Source organism: Pseudomonas sp. BN102 (genome assembly GCF_029871245.1).
GTDB lineage: Bacteria > Pseudomonadota > Gammaproteobacteria > Pseudomonadales > Pseudomonadaceae > Metapseudomonas.
Genome location: NZ_SSON01000077.1, coordinates 367,195 through 389,356 on the forward strand (window position 1 = coordinate 367,195; position 22,162 = coordinate 389,356).

Genomic DNA, 22,162 nt, shown 5'->3' on the forward strand with positions numbered 1-22,162 from the left:
TTGACGCCCCGCGCACATGCGGGGCTTTTTTATGCCCAGGATTTCCCGGACGCCATCGACCCTGTTGGGAAAGAAATCAGTTGCGATGAAGGAGGCCATGGGCCGCTGCGCGACCTTTCGCGAATGAATTCGCTTGTATGGCCTAGGGTTGAACCTGTCGGGGGCACTGGCAAGAACTCTGCATGTAAAGCTTGCAGTGCGTTGCCGCCGGCAGGTTAGAATTCGTCCGCATGCGCCCCTGCATGCCGTTGTAACCCCCAAAAAATCGCAAGGAGCCGCCAGTGGATGCCCCCACCGTCAATAGCCTGTTCCTGATCGGCGCGGTGCTGGTAGGCATGAGTATCCTGGTCAGCGCCTTCGGGTCACGCTTCGGCGTCCCCATTCTCGTCGTGTTCCTGGTGGTCGGCATGCTGGCCGGCAGCGACGGCCCCGGCGGCATCGTCTTCAATAACTATTCCCAGGCCTACCTGGTAGGCAACCTGGCGCTGGCCATCATCCTTCTCGATGGCGGCATGCGAACCCGCGCGGCCACCTTCCGCGTGGCGCTCTGGCCCTCGCTATCCATGGCCACCATCGGCGTACTGGTCACTGCCGGGCTGACCGGTGTCGCCGCTACCTGGCTGTTCAATCTCAGTACCCTGGAAGGCCTGCTGATCGGCGCGATCGTCGGCTCCACCGATGCCGCGGCGGTGTTCAGCCTGCTCGGCGGGCGCGGCCTCAACGAGCGGGTCAGCGCTACCCTGGAGATCGAATCGGGCAGCAACGACCCGATGGCGGTGTTCCTCACCGTAACCCTGATCGAGATGCTCGCCACCGGCCAGACCGGATTCAGCTTGACCTTCGTCGTCCACATCATCCAGCAGTTCGGCATCGGCACCCTGCTGGGCTTCGCCGGCGGCTGGCTGATGTTGCAACTGATCAACCGCCTGACCCTGGCCAACGGCCTCTATCCCCTGCTGGTGGTGGCCGGCGGCATCCTGGTGTTCGCCGTGACCAACGCCGTTCACGGCAGCGGCATCCTCGCTGTCTACCTGTTCGGCCTGTTTCTCGGCAACCGCCCGATCCGCTCGCGCCACGGCATCCTGCACATGCTCGACGGGCTCACCTGGCTGGCGCAGATCGGCATGTTCCTGGTCCTCGGCCTGCTGGTGACGCCCCACGAGCTGTTTCCGATCATCGTGCCGGCCCTGGGCCTGGCCCTGTGGATGATCGTCTTCGCCCGGCCGCTGTCGGTCTTCCTCGGGCTGCTGCCCTTCCGCGCCTTCCACGACCGCGAAAAAGCCTTCATCGCCTGGGTCGGTCTGCGCGGCGCGGTACCCATCATTCTCGCGGTGTTCCCGCTGATGGCCGGACTGCCCAATGCCCAGTTGTTCTTCAACGTGGCCTTTTTCATCGTGCTGGTCTCTCTGCTGCTGCAGGGAACCAGCCTGCCCTGGGCGGCCAAGCTGCTGCGGGTGACGGTGCCGCCGGAGCCGGCGCCGATCTCCCGCGCCGGGCTGGAGGTCCACCCCACCAGCGAGTGGGAGCTGTTCGTCTACCGCCTGGGCGCCGAGAAATGGTGCATAGGCGCGGCCCTGCGCGAGCTGAAGATGCCCGGCGGCACCCGCATCGCCGCGCTGTTCCGCGGCAAGGAGCTGCTGCACCCATCGGGCAGCACCACCCTCGAAGCCGGCGACATCCTCTGCGTGGTCGGCCACGAGCATGACCTGCCGGCCCTCGGCAAGCTGTTCAGCCAGGCGCCGCAACGCGGGCTGGACCTGCGCTTCTTCGGCGACTTCGTGCTGGAAGGCGATGCCCAGCTCTCGGCCGTCGCCTCGCTGTACGGCCTCAAGCTTGGCGACCAGGACGGCCACCAGGCCCTGGGCCGCTTCATTGCCCACGAAATCGGCGGCGAGCCGGTGGTGGGCGACCAGGTGGAGTGGAACGGCCTGACCTGGACCGTTGCTCTGATGGAAGGGAACAAGGTGCGCAAAGTGGGCGTCAAATTCCCCGAAGGTCAGGGTCGCCCAGGGCTGTTTCTCTAAGGAAACGCGCCTGGGACGGCCCTTTCCGGGGCATCCCGGAACCTGCAGGCCCCCGCCATGGAATCCATGGGTTCGCCCCAGTGCGAACCGAGATCACAACCGCTCGTGCCGGGCAGCCCCGTAACGGCCGCCCTGGCATATCATTAGCCGCATTTGAACCCGAGCTGCCCGATCGCGATGATTGCTTCCTTGCGCACCTTTCTCGTTGCCACCCTGCTGGGCCTCTGCCTGTCACCCGCCTACCTGCATGCCGCGCCTCCGGTGGGCGTCCCCAAGCCGGCCGCCGCGCCAGCCGAGGGCAAGGCCGCCGAGGGCGAGGCCCAGGCCAAACCCTCCATCGAGGAGCAGACCAAGTCCTTCCTCGCCAGCCAGGCGGAAAGCCAGCAGAGTCTCACCAACCTCAAGCGCCAGCTGAACGACGCGCCGAAGCTGATCGCTGAATCCCAGCGCGAGCTGACGCGGCTCAAGGCCAGCCAGCCGGTGTCGGCCAAGCAGCGCAATGGCAAGTCCGAGCTACCGCAACTGGAGCAGTTGCTGGAGCAGCGCAGCAACGAGCTGGCCAACCTGCAGAAGGCCCTGGCCGACGCCAATAGCCTGATCATCACCTCGCAAACCCGCCCGGAGCGGGCCCAGGCTGAGATCAGCAGCAACCAGACACGCATCCCGCAGATCAACAATATCCTCAAGACCGGCAAGGACGCCGGCAAGTCCATCAGCGAAGAGCAGCGCACCCTGCTTAACGCCGAACAGGCCTCTCTAGTCGCCCAGACCGAACTGCGCCGCGAGGAGCTGGCCGGCAACAGCCTGCTGCAGGACCTCGGCAACGCCCGCCGCGACCTGCTGGTGGAGCGCATCCGGCGCCTGGAGCAGGAAACCCTGGACCTGCAGTCGCTGATCAACGAGATGCGCCGGGAAAGCTCTGAGCAGACCGTGGCCGAGCTCTCCCGCGAAGCCGGCAAGGGCACGCCGGACAGCCTGTTGGCGAAGGAAAGCGCCATCAATCTGAAGATGTCCGACTACCTGCTGCGGGCCACTGACCGCCTCAATGAGCTGACCCGGCAGAACCTGCAGACCCGGCAGCAGCTGGACAACCTCAGCCAGGCCGACCAGGCCCTGGAAGAGCAGATCAGCGTGCTCAAGGGCAGCCTGCTGCTGGCCAAGATCCTCTACCAGCAGAAGCAGGCGCTGCCCCAGCTCGACCTGGACAACAACCTGGCCGACGAGATCGCTGACATCCGCCTCTATCAGTTCGAGCTGAACCAGGAGCGCGACCAGCTGAGCAATCCCCAGGGCTATGTCGACGGCCTGCTGGCCGAGCAGCCCCCGGAGCAGGTGACACCGGAACTGCGCGCCACCCTGATGGACCTCGTCACCACCCGGGGCGAACTGCTCGACCGCCTCAGCCGTGAGCTGAACACCCTGCTGAACGAATCCATCACCCTGCAGCTCAACCAGAAGCAGCTGCAGGAAACCTCAAAGGCCTTGCGCAACACCCTCGACGAGCAGATGTTCTGGATTCCCAGCAACAAGCCGCTGGACCTGAACTGGCTGAAATCCGCCCCGCACCTGCTGGAACGCCAGTTGGCCGAGATGCCTTGGGGCGCGGGTGTGCGCGAACTGGGCGAAGGCCTGGTGAACCGCCCCTGGCTGTTCCTCCCGCTGCTGCTGGTGATCGGCGCCCTGCTGTGGAAGCGCCGCTACCTCCATGATCGTCTCAAGGAACTCAACCAGGACGTCGGCCACTTCAAGCGCGACAGCCAGCTGCACACCCCGCTGGCGCTCTTCCTCACCGTGCTGCTGGCGCTGCCGGTGAGCCTGTTCCTCGCCCTCGGCGGCTTCGCCCTGCAAATCGACGCCCGCGGCCAGAACGCCACCCTGGGCGCTGCCCTGATGGAAATGGCCCAGGCCTGGATGGTGTTCTACACCCTCTACCGCATACTCGCCCCCGGCGGCATCGCCGAGCTGCACTTCCGCTGGGACCGCCCGCAGGTGGCCTTCCTGCGCAGCCAGGTCCGCCGCCTCGGCGGCGTGGTCATGGCCCTGGTGGCCATAGTCACAGTGGCCGAGCACCAACCTGCGGCGCTTGCCGACGACATCATCGGCATCATCGTCGTGCTCAGCTGCTACGCCCTGATGACCCTGGTGCTGAGCAATCTGCTGCTGGCCGAGCCGATGCGCGAACAGACCTCGCCCTTCCGCCTGCTCATCGGCGTCGGCTTCACCCTGTTGCCGCTGGCGTTCATAGTCGCGGTCGGCTTCGGCTACTACTACACCTCGCTCAAGCTCACCGACCGCCTGATCAACACCCTCTACCTGCTGATCCTGTTCCTGCTGATCGAGGCCGCCTTCGTCCGCGGCCTCGGTGTGGCGGCGCGGCGCCTGGCCTACCAGCGCGTGCTCGCCAAACGCCAGGCGCAGACCAAGGAGAACGCCGAAGGCGAAGAAGTGGTGGTGGAAGAGCCGACCCTCGATATCGAAAAGGTCAACGACCAATCGCTGCGCCTGATCCGCCTGGCCCTGCTCGGCGTCTTCCTCGCCGCCATGTACCTGGTCTGGGCCGACCTGATCAGCGTCTTCGCCTACCTCGACCAGGTCACCCTCTACCAGTACTCCAGCGGTACCGGCGACGCCGCCACCCTGGTGCCCATCAGCCTGCTCGACGTGCTCGGCGCACTGATCATCGCCGCCATCACCACGGTCCTGGCGCGCAACCTGCCGGGCCTGCTGGAAGTGCTGGTGCTGTCGCGGCTGACCCTGGCCCAGGGCAGCTCCTACGCCACCACCACGCTGCTGTCCTATGCCATCGCCGGCATCGGTTTCGTCACTGCGCTGTCCACCCTCGGGGTCAGCTGGGACAAGCTGCAATGGCTGGTGGCAGCCCTGTCCGTGGGTATCGGCTTCGGCATGCAGGCGATCTTCGCCAACTTCATTTCCGGCCTGATCCTGCTGTTCGAGCGCCCGGTGCGCATCGGCGACCTGGTGACCATCGGCACGGTGACCGGTACGGTGAACCGCATCCGCATCCGCGCCACGCACATCACCGACAGCGACCGCAAGGAAGTGATAGTGCCGAACCAGACCTTCCTCACCAGCCAGTTGATCAACTGGACCCTGACCGACACCGTCACCCGCATCGTGCTGGTGTACAACGTCAACCGCGGCGCCGACCTGGAGCTGGTGCGCAAGCTGCTGCTGCAGGCCACCCAGGAGAACCCGCGCGTACTGCGCGACCCGCCGCCCACCGTGCAGTTGAAGACCTACGGCGCCAGCACCCTGGAGCACGAGCTGAAGATTTACGTGCGCGAACTGGGCGACCGCGGCCTGGCCACCGACGAGCTGAACCGGCGCATCGACCATCTGTTCCAGGAGCACGACATCAACATCTCCACGACACCGTCGATGAACGTCACCCTCAGCCGCAAGATCGAGAAGCACGCAGAAGCTGAGGCCGCGGCAGAGGTCGAAGTCGAAGCGGTGCCGGCCAAGGAAAAGGCGCCGGAGCCGGAGGTCAGGTGAGCCATATGTCCCCTGCCCTTCCAGCCACGATGGCGGCATGACAAGCTGAGCCCATGAAGAAACTCGACGAGTTGCAGTTCGACAACCGCTTCGCCCGCCTGGGCGACGCCTTTTCCACCGAGGTGCTGCCCGAGCCCATCGCCGAGCCGCGCCTGGTGGTGGCGAGCCCGGCAGCCATGGCGCTGCTCGACCTGGACCCGGCCGAGGCCGACAGCCAGGTCTTCGCCGAGCTGTTCGCCGGGCACAAGCTCTGGTCCGAGGCCGAACCGCGGGCCATGGTCTATTCCGGGCACCAGTTCGGCGTCTACAACCCGCGACTGGGCGATGGCCGCGGCCTGCTGCTGGGCGAGGTGGTCAATGACGCCGGCGAGCACTGGGACCTGCACCTCAAGGGCGCGGGACAGACACCCTACTCGCGCATGGGTGATGGCCGCGCGGTGCTGCGCAGCTCGATTCGCGAATTCCTCGCCAGCGAGCACCTGCACGCCCTCGGCATCCCCACCAGCCGCGCCCTATGCGTGACCGGCTCCAGCTCGCCGGTGTACCGGGAATCCCGCGAGACCGGGGCAATGCTCCTGCGCCTGGCGCGCAGCCATGTTCGCTTCGGCCACTTCGAGTACTTCTATTACACGCGCCAGCACGAACAGCTGGAAGCCCTCGGCCGCCACGTCTTCGAATGTCATTTCCCCGAGTGCCTGGAGCAGGAACAGCCCTGGGCGGCCTTCTTCCGCGAAGTGCTTGAGCGCAACGCCGAGCTGATCGCCCTCTGGCAGGCCTACGGCTTCTGCCACGGGGTGATGAACACCGACAACATGTCCATCCTCGGCATTACCTTCGACTACGGGCCCTACGCCTTCCTCGACGACTTCGACGCCAACCACATCTGCAACCATTCCGACGACGGCGGCCGCTACAGCTTCAGCAACCAGGTGCCCATCGCACACTGGAACCTGGCGGCGCTGGCCCAGGCACTGACGCCTTTCGTCGAGGTGGAAGCCCTGCGGGAAACCCTCAACCTCTTCCTGCCGCTCTACCAGGCCCATTACCTGGACCTGATGCGCCGGCGCCTGGGCTTCACCTCGGCCGTCGATCAGGACGAAGCCCTGGTGCAGCGCCTGCTGCAACTGATGCAGGGCAGCGCGGTGGACTACAACCAGTTCTTCCGTCGCCTGGGTGATGAAGCGCCGGAGCAGGCGCTGCGCAAGTTGCGGGAAGATTTCGTCGACCTGGCCGGCTTCGACGCCTGGGCCGCCGACTACCAGGCCCGCGCCGCCATTGACGGCAGCGACCAGGAGGAGCGCCGTACGCGCATGCACGCGGTGAACCCCAAGTACATCCTGCGCAACTACCTGGCCCAGCGGGCCATCGAAGCCGCTCAGCAGGGCGACTACGCCGAAGTGCGCCAGCTGCATGCCGTGCTTTCCCGTCCCTTCGACGAACAACCGGGCATGGAGCGCTATGCCGAACGCCCGCCGGAATGGGGCAAGCACCTGGAAATCAGCTGCTCGTCCTGAGCGGCCGGGCAGTTCAGTCCGCGCCCCTCTCCTTTCTCCCTGCAGGGGGATAGCGCTTTTCCTATCCACCATCGCGGTCGAACCGGAGCACCGCTGGTGGACCGGTGAAGCGTGGTCCGCCCTACGCATCAGACCGGTGGGCGTGAATCGCCCAGCATCCATTCCAGCCCCATTGCCACATGCCGCTCGGCACTATCCACCAGCGGCAGCGGCGAGTCGCAGCCCTCCAGCAACAGGCCGATCTCGGTGCAGCCGAGGATCGCCGCCTGGGCGCCCTGGGCTTTCAGCAGCGCCAGCTGGTCGAGGTAGAAGGCCTGGGCGGCCGGCCTGAACTGGCCGATGCAAAGCTCCTGGAAGATCACCCGGTCGATCTCCGCCATGGCCCCAGCGCCAGGCACCAGCACCCGGATGCCGAACTCCCGGTCCAGGCGCTCGCGGTAGAAATCCTCTTGCATGGTGAAACGGGTGCCGAGCAGTGCCGCGCGTTCGATGCCCTGCTCCCGCAGCGCCTGGCCGACGGCATCGCCTATATGCAGCAGCGGGATATCTACAGCGCCCTCGATGGCCGCGGCCACCTTGTGCATGGTGTTGGTCGCAAGCAGCAGCGCCGTCGCGCCGGCGCCCTGCAGGCCCCGCGCGGCTTCGGCCAGCACCTGGCCGGCGGCGTGCCACTCGCCGGCCTTCTGCTGTGCGGCGATCTGTGCGAAGTCCACCGAGTGCAGCAGCAGGGGCGCTGAATGCAGCCCGCCAAGGCGTTCGCGCACGCCGCGATTGAGCAGTTGGTAGTAGGTGACGGTCGATTCCCAGCTCATACCGCCCAGCACGCCCAAGGTCCGCATCGCCGCCTCTCCTTCGATTGAAAGCCCCAGCCTAGCCCAGGCTCGCCGCAGGTCAGGAATACAGTTGCAGGTCAACCCGGGGATACAGCTGAGCCAGCCTTTTCCCACGGCTGGGAGACTAATTTCACTTACTAAATGGAATATAAACCTGCATAAATCTTCTTAGACTCTCTAAGCAAAGCGGATTATCTTCGCGACCTGCTTATTCCAGCCTGTTCTACCACCCACTGTCAGGCGCCGTGCCCGCATGAAGATTCGTAATCTCGACCTCAGCCAGAGTTCGATCAACACCGAACACGAAGCACTGCGGATCCCGCCAGTCGAAGATTTCGTCTCGCATCCCGACGACCACCCCGTCCTGCGAGCCGCGATGTGGGTTGCCGTGCTGATCCTGGTCGGTCTGCTGAGCTTCCTCGCCTGGCGCCTGTTCTTCGACAACGGCGGCGGCAACGGCTTCGAGATCATCGAGAATGCCCTGACCAGCAAGGGCTTCTGGAGCGCGGTGGCGGTGGGTTTCTTCGCCCAGGTCATCGATGGCGCGCTGGGCATGGCCTACGGCATCACGGCCACCACCTTCCTTCTCAGCGCCGGGGCCACTCCCGCTGCTGCGAGCGCCAGTGTGCACATCGCCGAAGTGTTCACCACCGGCCTGTCGGGCATTTCCCACGTCAAGCTGGGCAACGTCAACAAGTCCCTGTTCCTGCGTCTACTGCTGCCGGGCATCATCGGTGCCATCCTCGGCGCCGTGCTGATCACCCAGTTCGACGGCGCCGCGCTCAAGCCTTTCATCTCCGCTTACCTGCTGCTGATGGGCCTGTATATCCTGAGCAAGGCCTATCGCCACGTGGCCAAGCGCCGCGCGCCCAACCATGTCGCCAAGCTGGCGCTGTTCGGCGGCTTCGTCGATGCTGCCGGCGGCGGTGGCTGGGGTCCGGTGGTTACCAGCAGCCTGATCGGCTCGGGCAGCGATCCGCGCACCACCATCGGTTCGGTGAACTTCGCCGAGTTCTTCCTGACCATCTCCAGCGCCACCTCCTTCATTCTCCTGGCCGGTGAGCCGGACACCTGGAAAATGGTCGCCGGCCTGGTCTTCGGTGGCCTGTTCGCCGCGCCGTTCGCCGCCCTGCTGTGCAAGAAGCTGTCGTCGCGCACCCTGCTGATCATCGTCGGCTGCCTGATCACCCTGATCAGCGCCTACAACATCTTCATCGCCCTGCGCTAAGGGCCATCGCGGGTTGATATCCGCCCGGTGCGACTCCAGATCTGTGGAGTCCGCCACAGGAGTCCCGAGATGACCGACCCGCTGATGATCCCCTGCGCGCAGTGCGCGGGCCTCAATCGCATTCCCGCCGCCCGCCTGGGCGATTCGCCGCGCTGCGGCCACTGCAAGGAGGCCGTGCTGCCCGCCGCGCCCTTCGACCTGAGCGAGACCAGCTTCGCCAAGCAGCTGCGTGGCGACCTGCCGCTGCTGGTGGACGTCTGGGCCGACTGGTGCGGCCCCTGCAAGGCCTTCGCACCCACTTACCAACAGGCCGCAAGCCAACTCCAGGGCCGCTGCCGCCTGGGCAAGCTGGACAGCGAGGCCAACCGCCAGTTGGCCGGACAGCTGAACATCCGCTCCATCCCCACTCTGATCCTGTTCAAGGGCGGCGTCGAAGTCGCGCGCCAGAGCGGCGCCCTGCCGCTGCCGCAGCTGTTGGCCTGGCTGAAAAGCCAAGGCATCTGATGATGCACGCCCCGTAGGAGCGAGCTTGCTCGCGAAGCTTCACTGCGGGGCCATTCGCAAGCAGAGCTCGCTCCGACAAGAACCGAACCATGAGCGTTTCGGTCAGCCGCGTTGGCCGCCCTGGTCATTGCCGGGAACAACAGGGTAGCTAGGCTCTGAAGGCCACCAACCCGGAGCACACCATGTCCATGCCCATCGAATTGGTCCGCCAGCTGACTGAAGAACAGATCGCTTTCGTCAAGCGCAGCGGCCTCAAGGCCGAAGTCCTGGAGCCCGGCCACGTGCGCCTGCGCATGCCCCTGGAAGGCAACCAGAACCACATAGGCACCCTCTACGCCGGCGCGCTCTTCACCCTGGCCGAGATGCCAGGCGGCGCACTCTTCCTAACCAGCTTCGATAGCCGCCGCTTCTACCCCGTCGTCAAGGAAATGAACCTGCGCTTTCGCCGCCCGGCCAAGGGCGACATCAAAGTCGAAGCGCGCATGCACAGCGAGGAAATCACGCGGATCCAGCGGGAGGCCGAAGCCAATGGCAAGGCCGACTACGTGCTGGAACTGCAACTGCTGGACGCCACGGGCGAAGTGGTGGCCGAAAGCCGCGGGCTCTACCAGATGCGGGCGCACTGACCGGCCTTGCTCTGGATCAAATTGCCGCTCGACGAAAGGCCGCAAAGTGGGAGCCCCAGAGGAGCTTCCCACCATGTACAAGCACATCCTGGTCGCCCATGACCTCAGCCGCGAGGCGGACATCGCCCTGCGCCGCGCCGTCCAGCTCGCCCGCCAGCACGACGCACGCCTCTCCCTGCTGCACGTACTCGAAGACCACCTGCCCAATGCCGTCCAGGGCAGCCTGCGCGACGCCGCCCAGCAGCACTTCGGCGAGCGCCTGGCGCAATTGGGCGCCGGGAACTGCCAACTGCTCCTGCGCAAGGGGCGCCCAGCGCAGCAAATCCTCGAAGAGATGATCGACAGTCGCGCCGACCTGCTGGCAATAGGCCGACACCACCACAACGCGCCGGAGTTGTTCATCGGCACCACCCTGGAGCGCGTCGCCCGCCATCTGGACGCACCGCTGCTGCTGGTGGTCGGCGAACCGCCTGACGAGCCCTACCAGCGGGCGACCGTGGCGCTGGACTTCTCCCTCTGCGCCTGCGACGCGCTGCGCAAGGGCATCGCACTACTGCCCAGGGAGGCCCACTTGACCGCCTTGAACGTGATGGAGCTGGGCAGCCGCCTGCTGTCGAAGGGCGGCCGCTCGGCCGACTTTCTGGCGACCCAGAAGGAGCTGCTCGGCAAGCTGCTGGAGGACGAACTGGCGGGCCTGGCCGGCCGGATACCGGAGGTGGGGCTGGAGGTGGTACGCGGCGCCCTGCCCAAGGCCCTGGACGACGCCATCGCCGACCAGCGCCCACATCTGCTGGCCCTCGGCAGCCACGGCCGCAGCCTGATCTCCCAGGCTCTGCTGGGCAGCCTGGCTCTACGCTACCTGCAGAACCCGCCCTGCGACCTGTTGCTGGTCAAATAGCCCGGGCCTCAGGCTTCAAGGAGATCGTGCAGCTCGACGAACTGTTGGGTCAGCTTGTGGCGGGGCTCCAGGAAGATCAGCGGCTTGCAGGCCTGGTGCGACTCGCGCATCTTCACCGACATCATCAGGTTCACCGGCAGCACCGGCAGCCCCTCCTCCAGCAACTCGTCCAGCAGTTGCTGGGGCAGCGAGGCCCGTGGCTGGAACTGGTTGACCACGATGCCCTCCACCTCCAGGCCTTCGTTGTGGTCCTCCTTCAGCTCCTCGATCTCGGCCAGCAGGCCGTAGAGAGCATTTCGGGAAAAGCTGTCGCAGTCGAAGGGAATCAGGCAACGATCAGCCGCGATCAGCGCGGAAACCGTATAGAAATTGAGCGCCGGCGGCGTATCCAGGTAGATCCGGTCGTAGTCCTCGCCCAGATCGTCCAGCAGTTTGCGCAGCTTGTTGATCTTGTGCTTGGCCTCGAGCTTGGGCTGCAGATCTGCCAGCTCCGCCGTGGCGGTGACCACGTGCAGGTTGTCGTAAGGGGTTTCGTAGATATCCACCTTGCCCTTGCGGAAGGCGGTGGCCGACAACGTCTGCTTGAAGAAGTCGGCGATCCCCATGGGGATGTCTTCACCGGTCAGGCCGGTGAGGTAGTGAGTGGAGTTGGCCTGGGCGTCGAGGTCGATCAGCAGGGTGCGATAGCCCTGCGAAGCGCTCACCGCCGCCAGGTTGCAGGCGATGCTGGACTTGCCCACGCCACCTTTCTGATTGAACACCACTCGCCGCATAGCACACCTCCCCGAACCCGATAAGTACCGGATTCTATGCAATGCCCGTGACAAGGGCGAGGAATAAGACGCGGGAAGCGGTTCTCCGAATCGAAACAAGAAGGGTCGCTTTCGCGACCCTTGGTTTTACTGGTGATACTGCGCCGACAACTCGTGCACCGCCTCGAAGAAGGCGCCGGCGTGGGCCGGGTCGACTTCCGGGGTGATGCCGTGGCCGAGGTTGAACACGTGGCCGCTGCCCTGGCCGTAGCTAGCGAGGATCCGTCCTACTTCAGCGCGGATGGCGGCCGGGTTGGCGTAGAGCACCGAGGGGTCCATGTTGCCCTGCAGCGCCACCTTGGCGCCGACTCGGGCGCGGGCGCTGCCGATGTCGCAGGTCCAGTCCAGGCCCAGGACCTCGGCGCCGGTGTCGGCCATGGACTCCAGCCAGAGGCCGCCGCCCTTGGTGAAGAGGATCACCGGCACGCGGCGCCCGTCGTGTTCGCGGATCAGGCCCTCGACGATCTTCTTCATATAGGCCAGGGAGAATTCCTGGTAAGCCGCCGCCGACAGGCTGCCGCCCCAGGAGTCGAAGATCTGCACCGCCTGGGCGCCGGCCTTGATCTGGCCGTTGAGGTAGGTGGTAACCGACTGCGCCAGCTTGTCCAGCAGGGCGTGCATGGCCTGGGGATTGTCGTAGAGCATCGCCTTGGACTTGCGGAAGTCGCGGCTGGAACCGCCTTCGACCATGTAGGTGGCCAGGGTCCAGGGGCTGCCGGAGAAACCGATCAGCGGCACGCGGCCGTTCAGTTCACGGCGGATGGTGCGCACGGCGTCCATCACGTAGCCCAGGTCCTTCTCCGGGTCGGGAATCGGCAGGGCGTCGATATCAGCCTGGCTGCTTACCACTTTCTTGAAGCGCGGACCTTCGCCCGTCTCGAAGAACAGGCCCTGACCCATGGCGTCGGGAATAGTGAGGATATCGGAGAACAGGATGGCCGCATCCAGCTGCGGGTAGCGATCCAGCGGCTGCAGGGTGACCTCGCACGCCAGCTGCGGGTTCATGCACAGGCTCATGAAGTCGCCGGCCTTGGCGCGGGTAGCGCGGTACTCCGGCAGGTAGCGACCGGCCTGGCGCATCATCCAGACAGGGGTGACGTCGACGGGCTGCTTCAGCAGCGCACGGAGGAAACGGTCGTTCTTCAGGGCGGTCATGGCAGGATTCCAGCAAAAAAGTGCGGGCATTTTCGCAAAGCCCAACGCAAAAGGCACGGCGGGTGCCGTGCCTTTTGTCCATCGCGACGATTTGACACGTCGCGTCGGTGCGTGCGCCTCAGACCTGAAGGTAGTCGAGGATGCCTTCGGCGGCCGTACGGCCTTCGAAGATCGCGGTCACCACCAGGTCGGACCCGCGGACCATGTCGCCACCGGCGAAGATCTTCGGGTTGCTGGTCTGGTGCTTGAACTCGGCAGCGGCGGGTGCGACAACGCGGCCCTGACTGTCGGTCTGCACCTGGTGCTGGTCGAACCAGGGCGCCGGGCTCGGGCGGAAACCGAAGGCGATCAGCACGGATTCGGCCGGGATGATCTCCTCGGAGCCCGGGATCGGCTCGGGGCTGCGACGGCCACGGGCGTCCGGCTCGCCGAGACGGGTCTCGACCACCTTCACGCCTTCCACCTTGTCCTCGCCGACGATGGCGATGGGCTGACGGTTGAAGAGGAACTTCACGCCCTCTTCCTTGGCGTTCTTCACCTCTTTGCGCGAACCGGGCATGTTCTCTTCGTCACGGCGGTAGGCACAGGTAACGGCCTTGGCGCCCTGGCGGATCGAAGTGCGGTTGCAGTCCATCGCGGTGTCGCCACCGCCTAGCACCACGACCTTCTTGCCCTTCATGTCGACGAAGTCCTCGGCGGACTTCTCGAAGCCGAGGTTGCGATTGACGTTGGCGATCAGGAAGTCCAGCGCGTCATGCACGCCCGGCAGGTCCTCGCCCGGGAAGCCGCCCTTCATATAGGTGTAGGTACCCATGCCCATGAACACAGCATCGTACTCATCGAGCAACTGCTCCATGGTCACGTCCGTGCCGATCTCGGTGTTCAGGCGGAACTCGATGCCCATGCCGGTGAAGACTTCGCGACGACGGCTCATCACGGTCTTTTCCAGCTTGAACTCGGGGATGCCGAAGGTCAGCAGCCCGCCGATTTCCGGGTTCCTGTCGAACACCACCGGGGTCACGCCGTTGCGCACCAGCACGTCGGCGCAGCCCAGTCCCGCCGGGCCGGCACCGATCACCGCGACACGCTTGCCGGTCGGCTTGACCTTGGACATGTCCGGGCGCCAGCCCATGGCGAAGGCGGTATCGGTGATGTACTTCTCCACCGAGCCGATGGTCACAGCACCGAAGCCGTCGTTGAGAGTGCAGGCACCCTCGCAGAGGCGGTCCTGCGGGCATACCCGACCGCAGACTTCCGGCAGGGTGTTGGTCTGGTGCGACAGTTCGGCGGCGGCCAGGATATTGCCTTCCGAGACCAGCTTCAGCCAGTTCGGAATGAAGTTGTGCACCGGGCACTTCCACTCGCAATAGGGGTTGCCGCAGCCGAGGCAGCGGTGAGCCTGGTCAGCCGCTTGCTGCGGCTTGAACAGGTCATAGATCTCGACGAATTCCTTCTTGCGCTGGCGCAGCAGTTTCTTCTTCGGATCCTTGCGCCCGACCTCGATGAACTGGAAGTCGTTGTTCAGACGTTCAGTCATTAAAAAAACCTCATCAAACCACTTCAGGCGCTGTTGTCATTGCGGGTTGGCACGGGTGCTGGAGAGCAGCGAAGCGAGGCTCGCGGCCTTCGGCTTGACCAGCCAGAACTTGCGCAGGTAATCGTCCAGGTTTTCCAACAGATGGGCACCCCAGTCGCTGGAGGTCTCCTTGACGTACTCCACCAACACGCCGTGCAGGTGGCTGCGGTAGGCCTCCATGGCCTCGTTGCTGATGCGCTGGATTTCCACCAGTTCGTGGTTGACCCGGTCGACGAAGCTGTTGTCCATGTCGAGCACGTACGCGAAGCCGCCGGTCATGCCCGAGCCGAAGTTGTAACCCGTCTTGCCGAGAACGCAGACGAAACCGCCGGTCATGTACTCGCAGCAGTGGTCACCAGTACCTTCCACTACGGTGTGGGCGCCGGAGTTGCGCACCGCGAAGCGCTCGCCCGCGGTACCCGCGGCGAACAGCTTGCCGCCGGTGGCGCCGTAGAGGCAGGTGTTGCCGATGATGGCCGACTCCTGGCTCTTGAACGGGCTGCCTTTCGGCGGGGTGATGACCACTTTGCCGCCGGTCATGCCCTTGCCCACGTAGTCGTTGGCGTCGCCTTCGAGGTAGAGGTTCAGGCCACCGGCGTTCCACACGCCGAAGCTCTGGCCGGCGGTGCCGCGGAAGCGGAAGGTCACCGGGGTGTCCTTCATGCCCTGGTTGCCATGGCGACGGGCGATCTCACCGGATATCCGCGCGCCGATGGAACGGTCGCAGTTGCAGATTTCCAGGTCGTAGACGCCGCCGCTCTTGCCTTCGACAGCCGCCTTGGCCAGGCCCCACATCTTCTCGGCCAGCAGGCCTGGGTCGAACGGCGGGTTTTTGTCGACGGTGCAGAACTGCGGTTTGTCGGCCGGGACGTGCACGCTGCCGAGCAGCGGGCTGAGGTCCAGGTGGCCCTGCTTCTCGGTGTCGCCGGGGAGCAGTTCCAGCAGGTCGGTACGGCCGATCAGCTCGCCGAGGCTGCGTACGCCCAGCTTGGCCAGCCATTCGCGGGTTTCTTCGGCGATATAGGTGAAGAAGTTCACCACCATGTCGACGGTGCCGATGAAGTGGTCCTTGCGCAGCTTGTCGTTCTGGGTGGCAACGCCGGTGGCGCAGTTGTTCAGGTGGCAGATGCGCAGGTACTTGCAGCCCAGGGCGATCATCGGCGCGGTGCCGAAGCCGAAGCTCTCAGCGCCGAGGATGGCCGCCTTGATCACGTCGAGGCCGGTCTTCAGGCCGCCGTCGGTCTGCACCCGCACCTTGCCGCGCAGGTCGTTGCCGCGCAGGGTCTGGTGGGTTTCGGCCAAGCCGAGTTCCCAGGGGCTGCCGGCGTACTTGATGGAAGTCAGCGGGGAAGCGCCGGTGCCACCGTCGTAGCCGGAGATGGTGATCAGGTCAGCATAGGCCTTGGCCACGCCGGCGGCGATGGTGCCGACGCCCGCTTCGGCCACCAGCTTCACCGAAACCAGGGCCTGCGGGTTGACCTGCTTGAGGTCATAGATCAGCTGGGCCAGGTCTTCGATGGAGTAGATGTCGTGGTGCGGCGGCGGCGAGATCAGGGTCACACCGGGCACTGCGTAGCGCAGGCGGGCGATCAGGCCGTTGACCTTGCCACCGGGCAACTGGCCGCCTTCGCCGGGCTTGGCGCCTTGGGCCACCTTGATCTGCAGCACTTCGGCGTTGACCAGGTATTCCGGGGTGACGCCGAAGCGGCCGGTGGCCACCTGCTTGATCTTGGAACTGCGCACGGTGCCGTAGCGCGCCGGGTCTTCGCCACCCTCACCGGAGTTGGAGCGGCCGCCCAGGCGGTTCATGGCCTCGGCCAGGGCCTCGTGGGCCTCTGGGGAGAGGGCGCCCAGGGAAATACCGGCGGCGTCGAAGCGCTTGAAGATGGCTTCCAGCGGCTCGACTTCCGCCAGCGGCAACGGCTGTTCGACGGGTTTGACCTTGAGCAGGTCGCGCAGCATCGACACCGGACGGTTGTCCACCAGGGCGGTGTATTCCTTGAACTTCTCGTAGTTGCCCTGCTGCACGGCGGCCTGCAGGGTGTTCACCACGTCCGGGTTGTACGCGTGGTACTCGCCGCCGTAGACGAACTTCAGCAGGCCACCCTGCTGGATGGCCTTGCGGTTGTTCCAGGCTTCATTGGCCAGCAGCTTCTGCTCGGACTCGATGTCGACGAAGCGCGCGCCCTTGATGCGGCTGGCGACGCCACGGAAGCTGAGGTCCACCACTTCCTCGGACAGGCCCACGGCTTCGAACAGCTGCGCACCGCGGTAGGAAGCAATGGTGGAGATGCCCATCTTCGAGAGGATCTTCAGCAGGCCCTTGGAGATGCCCTTGCGGTAGTGCTTGAAGACTTCGTAGAGGTCACCCAGGACTTCGCCGGTGCGGATCAGGTCCGCCAGCACTTCGTAGGCGAGGAAGGGGTACACGGCGGAAGCGCCGAAGCCCACCAGCACAGCGAAGTGGTGCGGGTCGCGGGCGGTGGCGGTCTCGACCAGGATGTTGCAATCGCAGCGCAGGCCCTTCTCCACCAGTCGGTGGTGCACGGCGCCGACAGCCAGGGAGGCGTGGGCCGGCAGCTTGCCCGGGGCGATGTGACGATCGGTCAGCACCAGCAGGGACTTGCCGGAACGCACAGCCTCTTCGGCCTGGTCGGCGAAGTTGCGCACGGCCGCTTCGAGGCCGAGGTTCTCGTCGTAGTTGAGGTCGATGATGTGCCGCTCGAAGCCCGGGCGGTCCAGGCTCATCAGGGCACTCCATTTGGCCGGGGAGATCACCGGGCTGCTAAGGATCACGCGGGTGGCGTGGTCCGGCGACTCGCTGAAGATGTTGCGCTCGGCGCCGAGGCAGATCTCCAGGGACATGACGATGGCTTCGCGCAGCGGGTCGATCGGCGGGTTGGTGACCTGCGCGAACTGCTGGCGGAAATAATCGTAGGTCGAGCGCACGCGCTGGGACAGCACGGCCATGGGAGTGTCGTCGCCCATGGAGCCGACCGCTTCCTGGCCCTGCTCGGCCAGCGGGCGCAGTACCTGATCACGCTCCTCGAAGGTGACCTGGAACATCTTCATGTACTGCTTGAGCTGGTCGCTGTCGTAGCTGGCCACGCCGTGGTCGTCGTCCAGCTTGGCCTGGATGCGCACGGCGCTCTGGCGCAGCCACTGCTTGTAGGGATGGCGCGACTTCAGGCGGTTGTCGATGTCTTCGGTGTTGAGGACCTGGCCGGTCTCGGTGTCCACCGCGAGGATCTGGCCCGGGCCGACGCGGCCCTTGGCGAGCACGTCTTCGGGCTTGTAGTCCCACACGCCGATTTCCGAGGCGAGAGTGATGTAGCCGTTCTTGGTGGTGACCCAGCGGGCCGGGCGCAGGCCGTTGCGGTCGAGCAGGCACACGGCGTAGCGGCCGTCGGTGAGCACGACGCCGGCGGGGCCGTCCCAGGGCTCCATGTGCATGGAATTGTATTCGTAGAAGGCGCGCAGGTCGGCATCCATGGTTTCCATGTTCTGCCAGGCCGGCGGGATGATCATGCGCACGCCGCGGAACAGGTCGATGCCGCCGGTGACCATCAGCTCCAGCATGTTGTCCATGCTCGAGGAGTCGGAGCCCACACGGTTGACCAGCGGGCCCAGTTCGTCGATGTCGGGCAGCTGCTCATTGGCGAATTTGGTCCGACGGGCCACCGCCCAGTTGCGATTGCCGGTGATGGTGTTGATCTCGCCGTTGTGGGCGAGGAAGCGGAAGGGCTGCGCCAGCGGCCACTTCGGCAGGGTGTTGGTGGAGAAGCGCTGGTGGAAGACGCAGATGGCGGTCTGCAGGCGCTCGTCACCCAGGTCCGGGTAGAACTGCTGCAGGTCGGCCGGCATCATCAGGCCTTTGTAGATGATGGTCTTGTGCGACAGGCTGCAGATGTAGTGCTCGACGTCGCCGGCGTTGGCCACGGAGGAGCGGCGACGGGCGCTGAACAGCTTGACCGCCATTTCCTGGTCGCTGAGGCCTTCGCCACCGACGAACACCTGCTCGATCTGCGGCAGGCGCTCCAAGGCCAGGCGGCCGAGGACGCTGGTGTCCACCGGGACCTTGCGCCAGCCGACCAGCTGCAGGCCGGCGGCCAGGATCTCGCGATTCATGTTCTCGCGGGCCACCTCGGCGCGGGCCGGATCCTGGTTGAAGAAGACCATGCCGACGGCATACTGGGTCGGCAGTTCAACCGCGAAGGTCTCTTTGGCGACCGCACGCAGGAACAGGTCAGGCTTCTGGATCAACAGACCGCAACCGTCGCCGGTCTTGCCGTCGGCGTTGATGCCGCCGCGGTGGGTCATGCAGGTCAGGGCTTCGATGGCGGTTTGCAAAAGATGGTGGCTCGCCTCGCCCTGCATATGGGCGATCAAGCCGAAACCGCAGTTATCCTTGAATTCATCAGGATGGTACAGACCTGCTTTCATAGGGGAACTCTCACCAGGGTTGCCTTCAGAAAAGGCAGAATTGCTTTGTAATTCAACTCCTTACCATACGCACTGAACGAGCCGCCAGCTTTTGCGTAGGGCAAAGGGAGGTCATTGTACATAGCCCCTTGGTCGACCACAAATTTTAGCGGCCAACTAGTGAAAGTCGATGTCGCAAAAATGAATGAATGCACCAGGCGGTCGTGCTAGCGACCACCTAGTCAGAAGGTGAGGAAGCAGGCTCGCGTGGAACTAGCGAGCCATCTCCTGCTGGATGCTGGCGAAGGTTTTCGGCCAGGGTTTACCAGCCTGAACCTTGGCCGGCAAGGCCTTGATCGCAGCCAGGGCGGCATCGCGGCTGGCAAAATTGCCATAGGTGACCACATAGAGCGCCTTGCCCTGGTGCTGCTTCTTGAAGTAGCGGTACTGGCCGCCATTCTGCTGCACAAATGCCTTGGCGCTGCTCTCCGAGCTGGTGCCCAGGATCTGCAGGGCGAAATGACCACCCGACTGACTGCGGTACCAGCCACCGCCGGCACCGCCACCGGCTCCAGTGGCCGCCGGCGCAGGGGCAGGCTTGGCTCCAGGAACAGGCTTGGCCGCGGCCTGGGTCGGCGCGGGCGCTGGTTTGGCAGCGGGCGCCGGGGCGGGAGCAGCAGGTTTGGGCGCGGCGACCGGAGCGGCCGGCGCGACAGGTGCCGCGGCAATGGGCTGCACCGGCTTGGGCAGCGGCTGCGCCGATGCGATCGGTTCGACAGGCGCGGGCGCCGGACCAGCCGGAACACCCTGGGGCGGCGCGATGCTGGTGACCGTGGGCGGCACGCTCGCAGCGGCCCCTTCGGGCGCGGGAGCATCTTCCGGTTCGCCCTGGCCAGCGGCCTGGGCCAGCGGCTCGCGGATAACCGGCTGCGCCTCGCCCACCAGCGGCAGGGGTAGCGGCTGCGAGGAGCCGGCGAATTCGACAGCAGGCGAGCCTGAGTCGCCCTCGGTCGCCTGACTGGCAGGAGCCTGGGCTTGCCCCGCGGGCAGCTGGGCAGTGGCCGACGCGGTCTCCGCACCGCCATCGTTACGCCCCTGCATCATCCAGGCAGCGATCACGCCGACACCCACCACCGCCAGGGCCAGCAGGTGTTTCTTCGGCAGGCTGAAGCCGGCACCGGTCTTTCGGGCGGAGCCACGCTGGGCGAGCATGGCTTCGATCAGCAGGTCGCGGGCGATCTGGTTGATCGAGCCCGGCCAGCCACCGGACTGCAGGTGGATCTCAGCCACCTGGTCATTGCTCAGCAGCTCCACGTCGCGTCCGGCGCCCTCGAGGCGCTGGGCGAGGTATTCGCGGGTTTCTTCCTGGCTGTATGGCTGCAACTCGATGACGTGGAAACGTTCCTCGCCCTCGACCAGCGCGTCCAGGCGCGCCAGCAAGGCGTCCTCGCCAAACAGGAAGACGTGGGGACGCGCCTCGACGCTGCCCTCGGCCAGGGCCAGCAGGCTGTTGAGAGAGGCGTCATCCAGCTCCTCGGCATCGTCGACCAGCAGGTAGACCTCCTGGCCGGTAAGGGCCAGTTGGGCGATCTGGGCGAGGATCGACTGCGGGTCGGCCTGGGTCACGTTCAGCCCCTGGGCAATCTGCCTCAGCAGGCCACCGGCCTCAACGGAACTGCGCGCCGACACCACCAGGCTTTGCACCGCCTGCTTGTTGGTGCTGGCCACCAGCGCCTGGCGCAGCAGGGTCTTGCCGCTGCCGTGAGGACCACTCACCACCAGCATCAGCTGACTGTAGCGCGCCAGGTGGTGCAATTGGCCAAGTACGGGCTTGCGCTGGGCCGGGAAGAACTTGAAACCGGGCACCCGCGCGGCGAACGGATCATGGGTGAACTGGTAATGACCGAGGTAGGCCTCGTCGGCGTGCAGGCTGCTCATGGGAATCCTTTACTCTCCAAGCTGGTCGGCCAGGGCGCGATAGTCTGTGGCCAGTGTGGCCTCCAGCACTTCGCGCGGAAATTCGGCGGTTACGGCGGCCTCCCCTATCCGGCGCAGAAGCACCAGACGCAATTGGCCATCGAGCACCTTCTTGTCTACGGCCATGTGCTGGAGGAAATGTTCCGGCGTCATGTCCGTTGGCGGTACGACCGGCAAGCCGGCACTGCGCAGCAGACGGATCGCTGCGTCGCGCTCGTCGGTGGAAATCCAGCCCAGTCGGGCGGACATCTCCAGAGCCATGACGGTGCCCGCCGACACCGCCTCGCCATGCAGCCACACACCGTAACCCATCTGGGTCTCGATGGCGTGGCCGAAGGTGTGACCCAGGTTGAGAATGGCGCGCAGCCCCGACTCGCGCTCGTCCACCCCGACCACTCGCGCCTTGGCGGCGCAGGAGCGCTCGATGGCCTGGGTCAGGGCGTTGCCGTCGAGGGCTCGCAGGGCCGGCATCCGCTCGGCCAGCCAGGGCAGGAAGGGCTCGTCGCAGATCAAACCGTATTTGATCACCTCGGCCAGCCCGGCAGACAGCTCGCGCTCGGGCAAGGTCTTCAGGCTATCGGTATCGATGATCACCGCCTTGGGCTGGTAGAAGGCACCGACCATATTCTTGCCCAGCGGATGGTTGATCCCGGTCTTGCCGCCGACCGAGGAGTCCACCTGGGACAACAGGGTGGTGGGCACCTGGATGAAGTCCACGCCGCGCTGGTAGCAGGCCGCGGCGAAGCCGGCCATATCGCCGATCACGCCGCCGCCGAGAGCGATGACGGTGGTACGCCGATCGTGGCGCGCACCCAGCAGCGCGTCGAAGATCAGCTGCAGGGTTTCCCAGTTCTTGTGGGCTTCACCGTCCGGCAGCACCACCGGCAGCACCGAGTAACCCTGGAGGGTCTGAGTCAGCTTCTGCAGGTAGAGGGGCGCCACGGTCTCGTTGGTGACAATGGCCACCTGACGGCCAGCGATGTGCGGGGTGAAAAGCTCGGGCTGCGACAGCAGGCCCGCACCTATATGGATGGGATAGCTACGCTCGCCAAGATCGACCTGAAGTGTCCGCATGGG

At 65.4% G+C, this 22,162-nt stretch carries 14 protein-coding genes; 7 read left to right on the plus strand and 7 right to left on the minus strand.

Features of this window, described 5'->3' with window-relative positions; translation table 11 throughout:
* Positions 1 to 281 precede the first annotated feature (281 nt).
* From E8F12_RS25665 to selO, 3 genes are all read left to right on the plus strand, one after another.
* On the plus strand, positions 282 to 2,024 hold the full coding sequence (locus tag E8F12_RS25665; RefSeq protein ID WP_280328025.1) for a potassium/proton antiporter: 1,743 nt from the start codon (positions 282 to 284) through the stop codon (positions 2,022 to 2,024).
* A gap of 180 nt (positions 2,025 to 2,204) precedes the next feature.
* Positions 2,205 to 5,540, plus strand: coding sequence for a mechanosensitive channel MscK (mscK, locus tag E8F12_RS25670; RefSeq protein WP_280328100.1), 3,336 nt, complete (start codon positions 2,205 to 2,207; stop codon positions 5,538 to 5,540).
* Between the two features lie 53 nt (positions 5,541 to 5,593).
* On the plus strand, positions 5,594 to 7,054 hold the full coding sequence (gene selO / locus E8F12_RS25675) for a protein adenylyltransferase SelO (RefSeq protein ID WP_280328026.1): 1,461 nt from the start codon (positions 5,594 to 5,596) through the stop codon (positions 7,052 to 7,054).
* Between the two features lie 128 nt (positions 7,055 to 7,182).
* On the opposite strand, the gene E8F12_RS25680 is transcribed toward selO, so the two are convergent.
* Positions 7,183 to 7,893, minus strand: a complete 711-nt coding sequence (locus E8F12_RS25680; RefSeq protein WP_280328027.1) for an amino acid racemase — start codon at positions 7,891 to 7,893, stop codon at positions 7,183 to 7,185.
* A 247-nt stretch (positions 7,894 to 8,140) separates the two neighbouring features.
* Here E8F12_RS25680 and E8F12_RS25685 point away from each other — a divergent pair, with 247 nt between their 5' ends.
* From E8F12_RS25685 to E8F12_RS25700, 4 genes are all read left to right on the plus strand, one after another.
* Positions 8,141 to 9,115, plus strand: a complete 975-nt coding sequence (locus tag E8F12_RS25685) for a sulfite exporter TauE/SafE family protein (RefSeq protein ID WP_280328028.1) — start codon at positions 8,141 to 8,143, stop codon at positions 9,113 to 9,115.
* Positions 9,116 to 9,184: 69 nt separating this feature from the next.
* The gene (gene trxC / locus E8F12_RS25690; RefSeq protein WP_280328030.1) at positions 9,185 to 9,619 is read left to right on the plus strand and encodes a thioredoxin TrxC; all 435 of its coding nucleotides are present in this window, start codon (positions 9,185 to 9,187) and stop codon (positions 9,617 to 9,619) included.
* A 182-nt stretch (positions 9,620 to 9,801) separates the two neighbouring features.
* Positions 9,802 to 10,245, plus strand: coding sequence for a YiiD C-terminal domain-containing protein (locus E8F12_RS25695; RefSeq protein ID WP_280328032.1), 444 nt, complete (start codon positions 9,802 to 9,804; stop codon positions 10,243 to 10,245).
* Positions 10,246 to 10,318: 73 nt separating this feature from the next.
* On the plus strand, positions 10,319 to 11,143 hold the full coding sequence (locus tag E8F12_RS25700) for a universal stress protein (RefSeq protein ID WP_280328033.1): 825 nt from the start codon (positions 10,319 to 10,321) through the stop codon (positions 11,141 to 11,143).
* Between the two features lie 8 nt (positions 11,144 to 11,151).
* Here the strand turns inward: E8F12_RS25700 and E8F12_RS25705 are convergent, their stop codons facing one another.
* From E8F12_RS25705 to aroB, 6 genes are all read right to left on the minus strand, one after another.
* Complete coding sequence (locus E8F12_RS25705) at positions 11,152 to 11,916, minus strand: ParA family protein (protein WP_280328034.1); 765 nt, start codon at positions 11,914 to 11,916, stop codon at positions 11,152 to 11,154.
* Between the two features lie 126 nt (positions 11,917 to 12,042).
* Positions 12,043 to 13,110: a uroporphyrinogen decarboxylase gene (hemE, locus tag E8F12_RS25710; protein ID WP_280328035.1), complete on the minus strand. Its 1,068-nt coding sequence runs from the start codon at positions 13,108 to 13,110 to the stop codon at positions 12,043 to 12,045.
* Between the two features lie 118 nt (positions 13,111 to 13,228).
* Positions 13,229 to 14,647, minus strand: a complete 1,419-nt coding sequence (locus E8F12_RS25715; protein WP_280328036.1) for an FAD-dependent oxidoreductase — start codon at positions 14,645 to 14,647, stop codon at positions 13,229 to 13,231.
* 36 nt (positions 14,648 to 14,683) lie between these two features.
* Complete coding sequence (gene gltB / locus E8F12_RS25720) at positions 14,684 to 19,129, minus strand: glutamate synthase large subunit (protein WP_280328037.1); 4,446 nt, start codon at positions 19,127 to 19,129, stop codon at positions 14,684 to 14,686.
* 252 nt (positions 19,130 to 19,381) lie between these two features.
* Positions 19,382 to 21,046: an AAA family ATPase gene (locus E8F12_RS25725; protein ID WP_280328038.1), complete on the minus strand. Its 1,665-nt coding sequence runs from the start codon at positions 21,044 to 21,046 to the stop codon at positions 19,382 to 19,384.
* Positions 21,047 to 21,055: 9 nt separating this feature from the next.
* Positions 21,056 to 22,159: a 3-dehydroquinate synthase gene (gene aroB, locus E8F12_RS25730; protein ID WP_280328039.1), complete on the minus strand. Its 1,104-nt coding sequence runs from the start codon at positions 22,157 to 22,159 to the stop codon at positions 21,056 to 21,058.
* Positions 22,160 to 22,162: the final 3 nt, after the last annotated feature.

Bases quoted from the DNA above. Each gene is read 5' to 3' on its own strand.
- trxC (WP_280328030.1), top strand. From the start codon at position 9,185: ATGACCGACCCGCTGATGATCCCCTGCGCGCAGTGCGCGGGCCTCAAT.
- selO (WP_280328026.1), top strand. From the start codon at position 5,594: ATGAAGAAACTCGACGAGTTGCAGTTCGACAACCGCTTCGCCCGCCTG.
- E8F12_RS25725 (WP_280328038.1), bottom strand. From the start codon at position 21,046: ATGAGCAGCCTGCACGCCGACGAGGCCTACCTCGGTCATTACCAGTTC.
- E8F12_RS25700 (WP_280328033.1), top strand. From the start codon at position 10,319: ATGTACAAGCACATCCTGGTCGCCCATGACCTCAGCCGCGAGGCGGAC.
- E8F12_RS25685 (WP_280328028.1), top strand. From the start codon at position 8,141: ATGAAGATTCGTAATCTCGACCTCAGCCAGAGTTCGATCAACACCGAA.
- E8F12_RS25695 (WP_280328032.1), top strand. From the start codon at position 9,802: ATGTCCATGCCCATCGAATTGGTCCGCCAGCTGACTGAAGAACAGATC.
- gltB (WP_280328037.1), bottom strand. From the start codon at position 19,129: ATGAAAGCAGGTCTGTACCATCCTGATGAATTCAAGGATAACTGCGGT.
- aroB (WP_280328039.1), bottom strand. From the start codon at position 22,159: ATGCGGACACTTCAGGTCGATCTTGGCGAGCGTAGCTATCCCATCCAT.
- hemE (WP_280328035.1), bottom strand. From the start codon at position 13,110: ATGACCGCCCTGAAGAACGACCGTTTCCTCCGTGCGCTGCTGAAGCAG.
- E8F12_RS25680 (WP_280328027.1), bottom strand. From the start codon at position 7,893: ATGCGGACCTTGGGCGTGCTGGGCGGTATGAGCTGGGAATCGACCGTC.
- E8F12_RS25705 (WP_280328034.1), bottom strand. From the start codon at position 11,916: ATGCGGCGAGTGGTGTTCAATCAGAAAGGTGGCGTGGGCAAGTCCAGC.
- E8F12_RS25715 (WP_280328036.1), bottom strand. From the start codon at position 14,647: ATGACTGAACGTCTGAACAACGACTTCCAGTTCATCGAGGTCGGGCGC.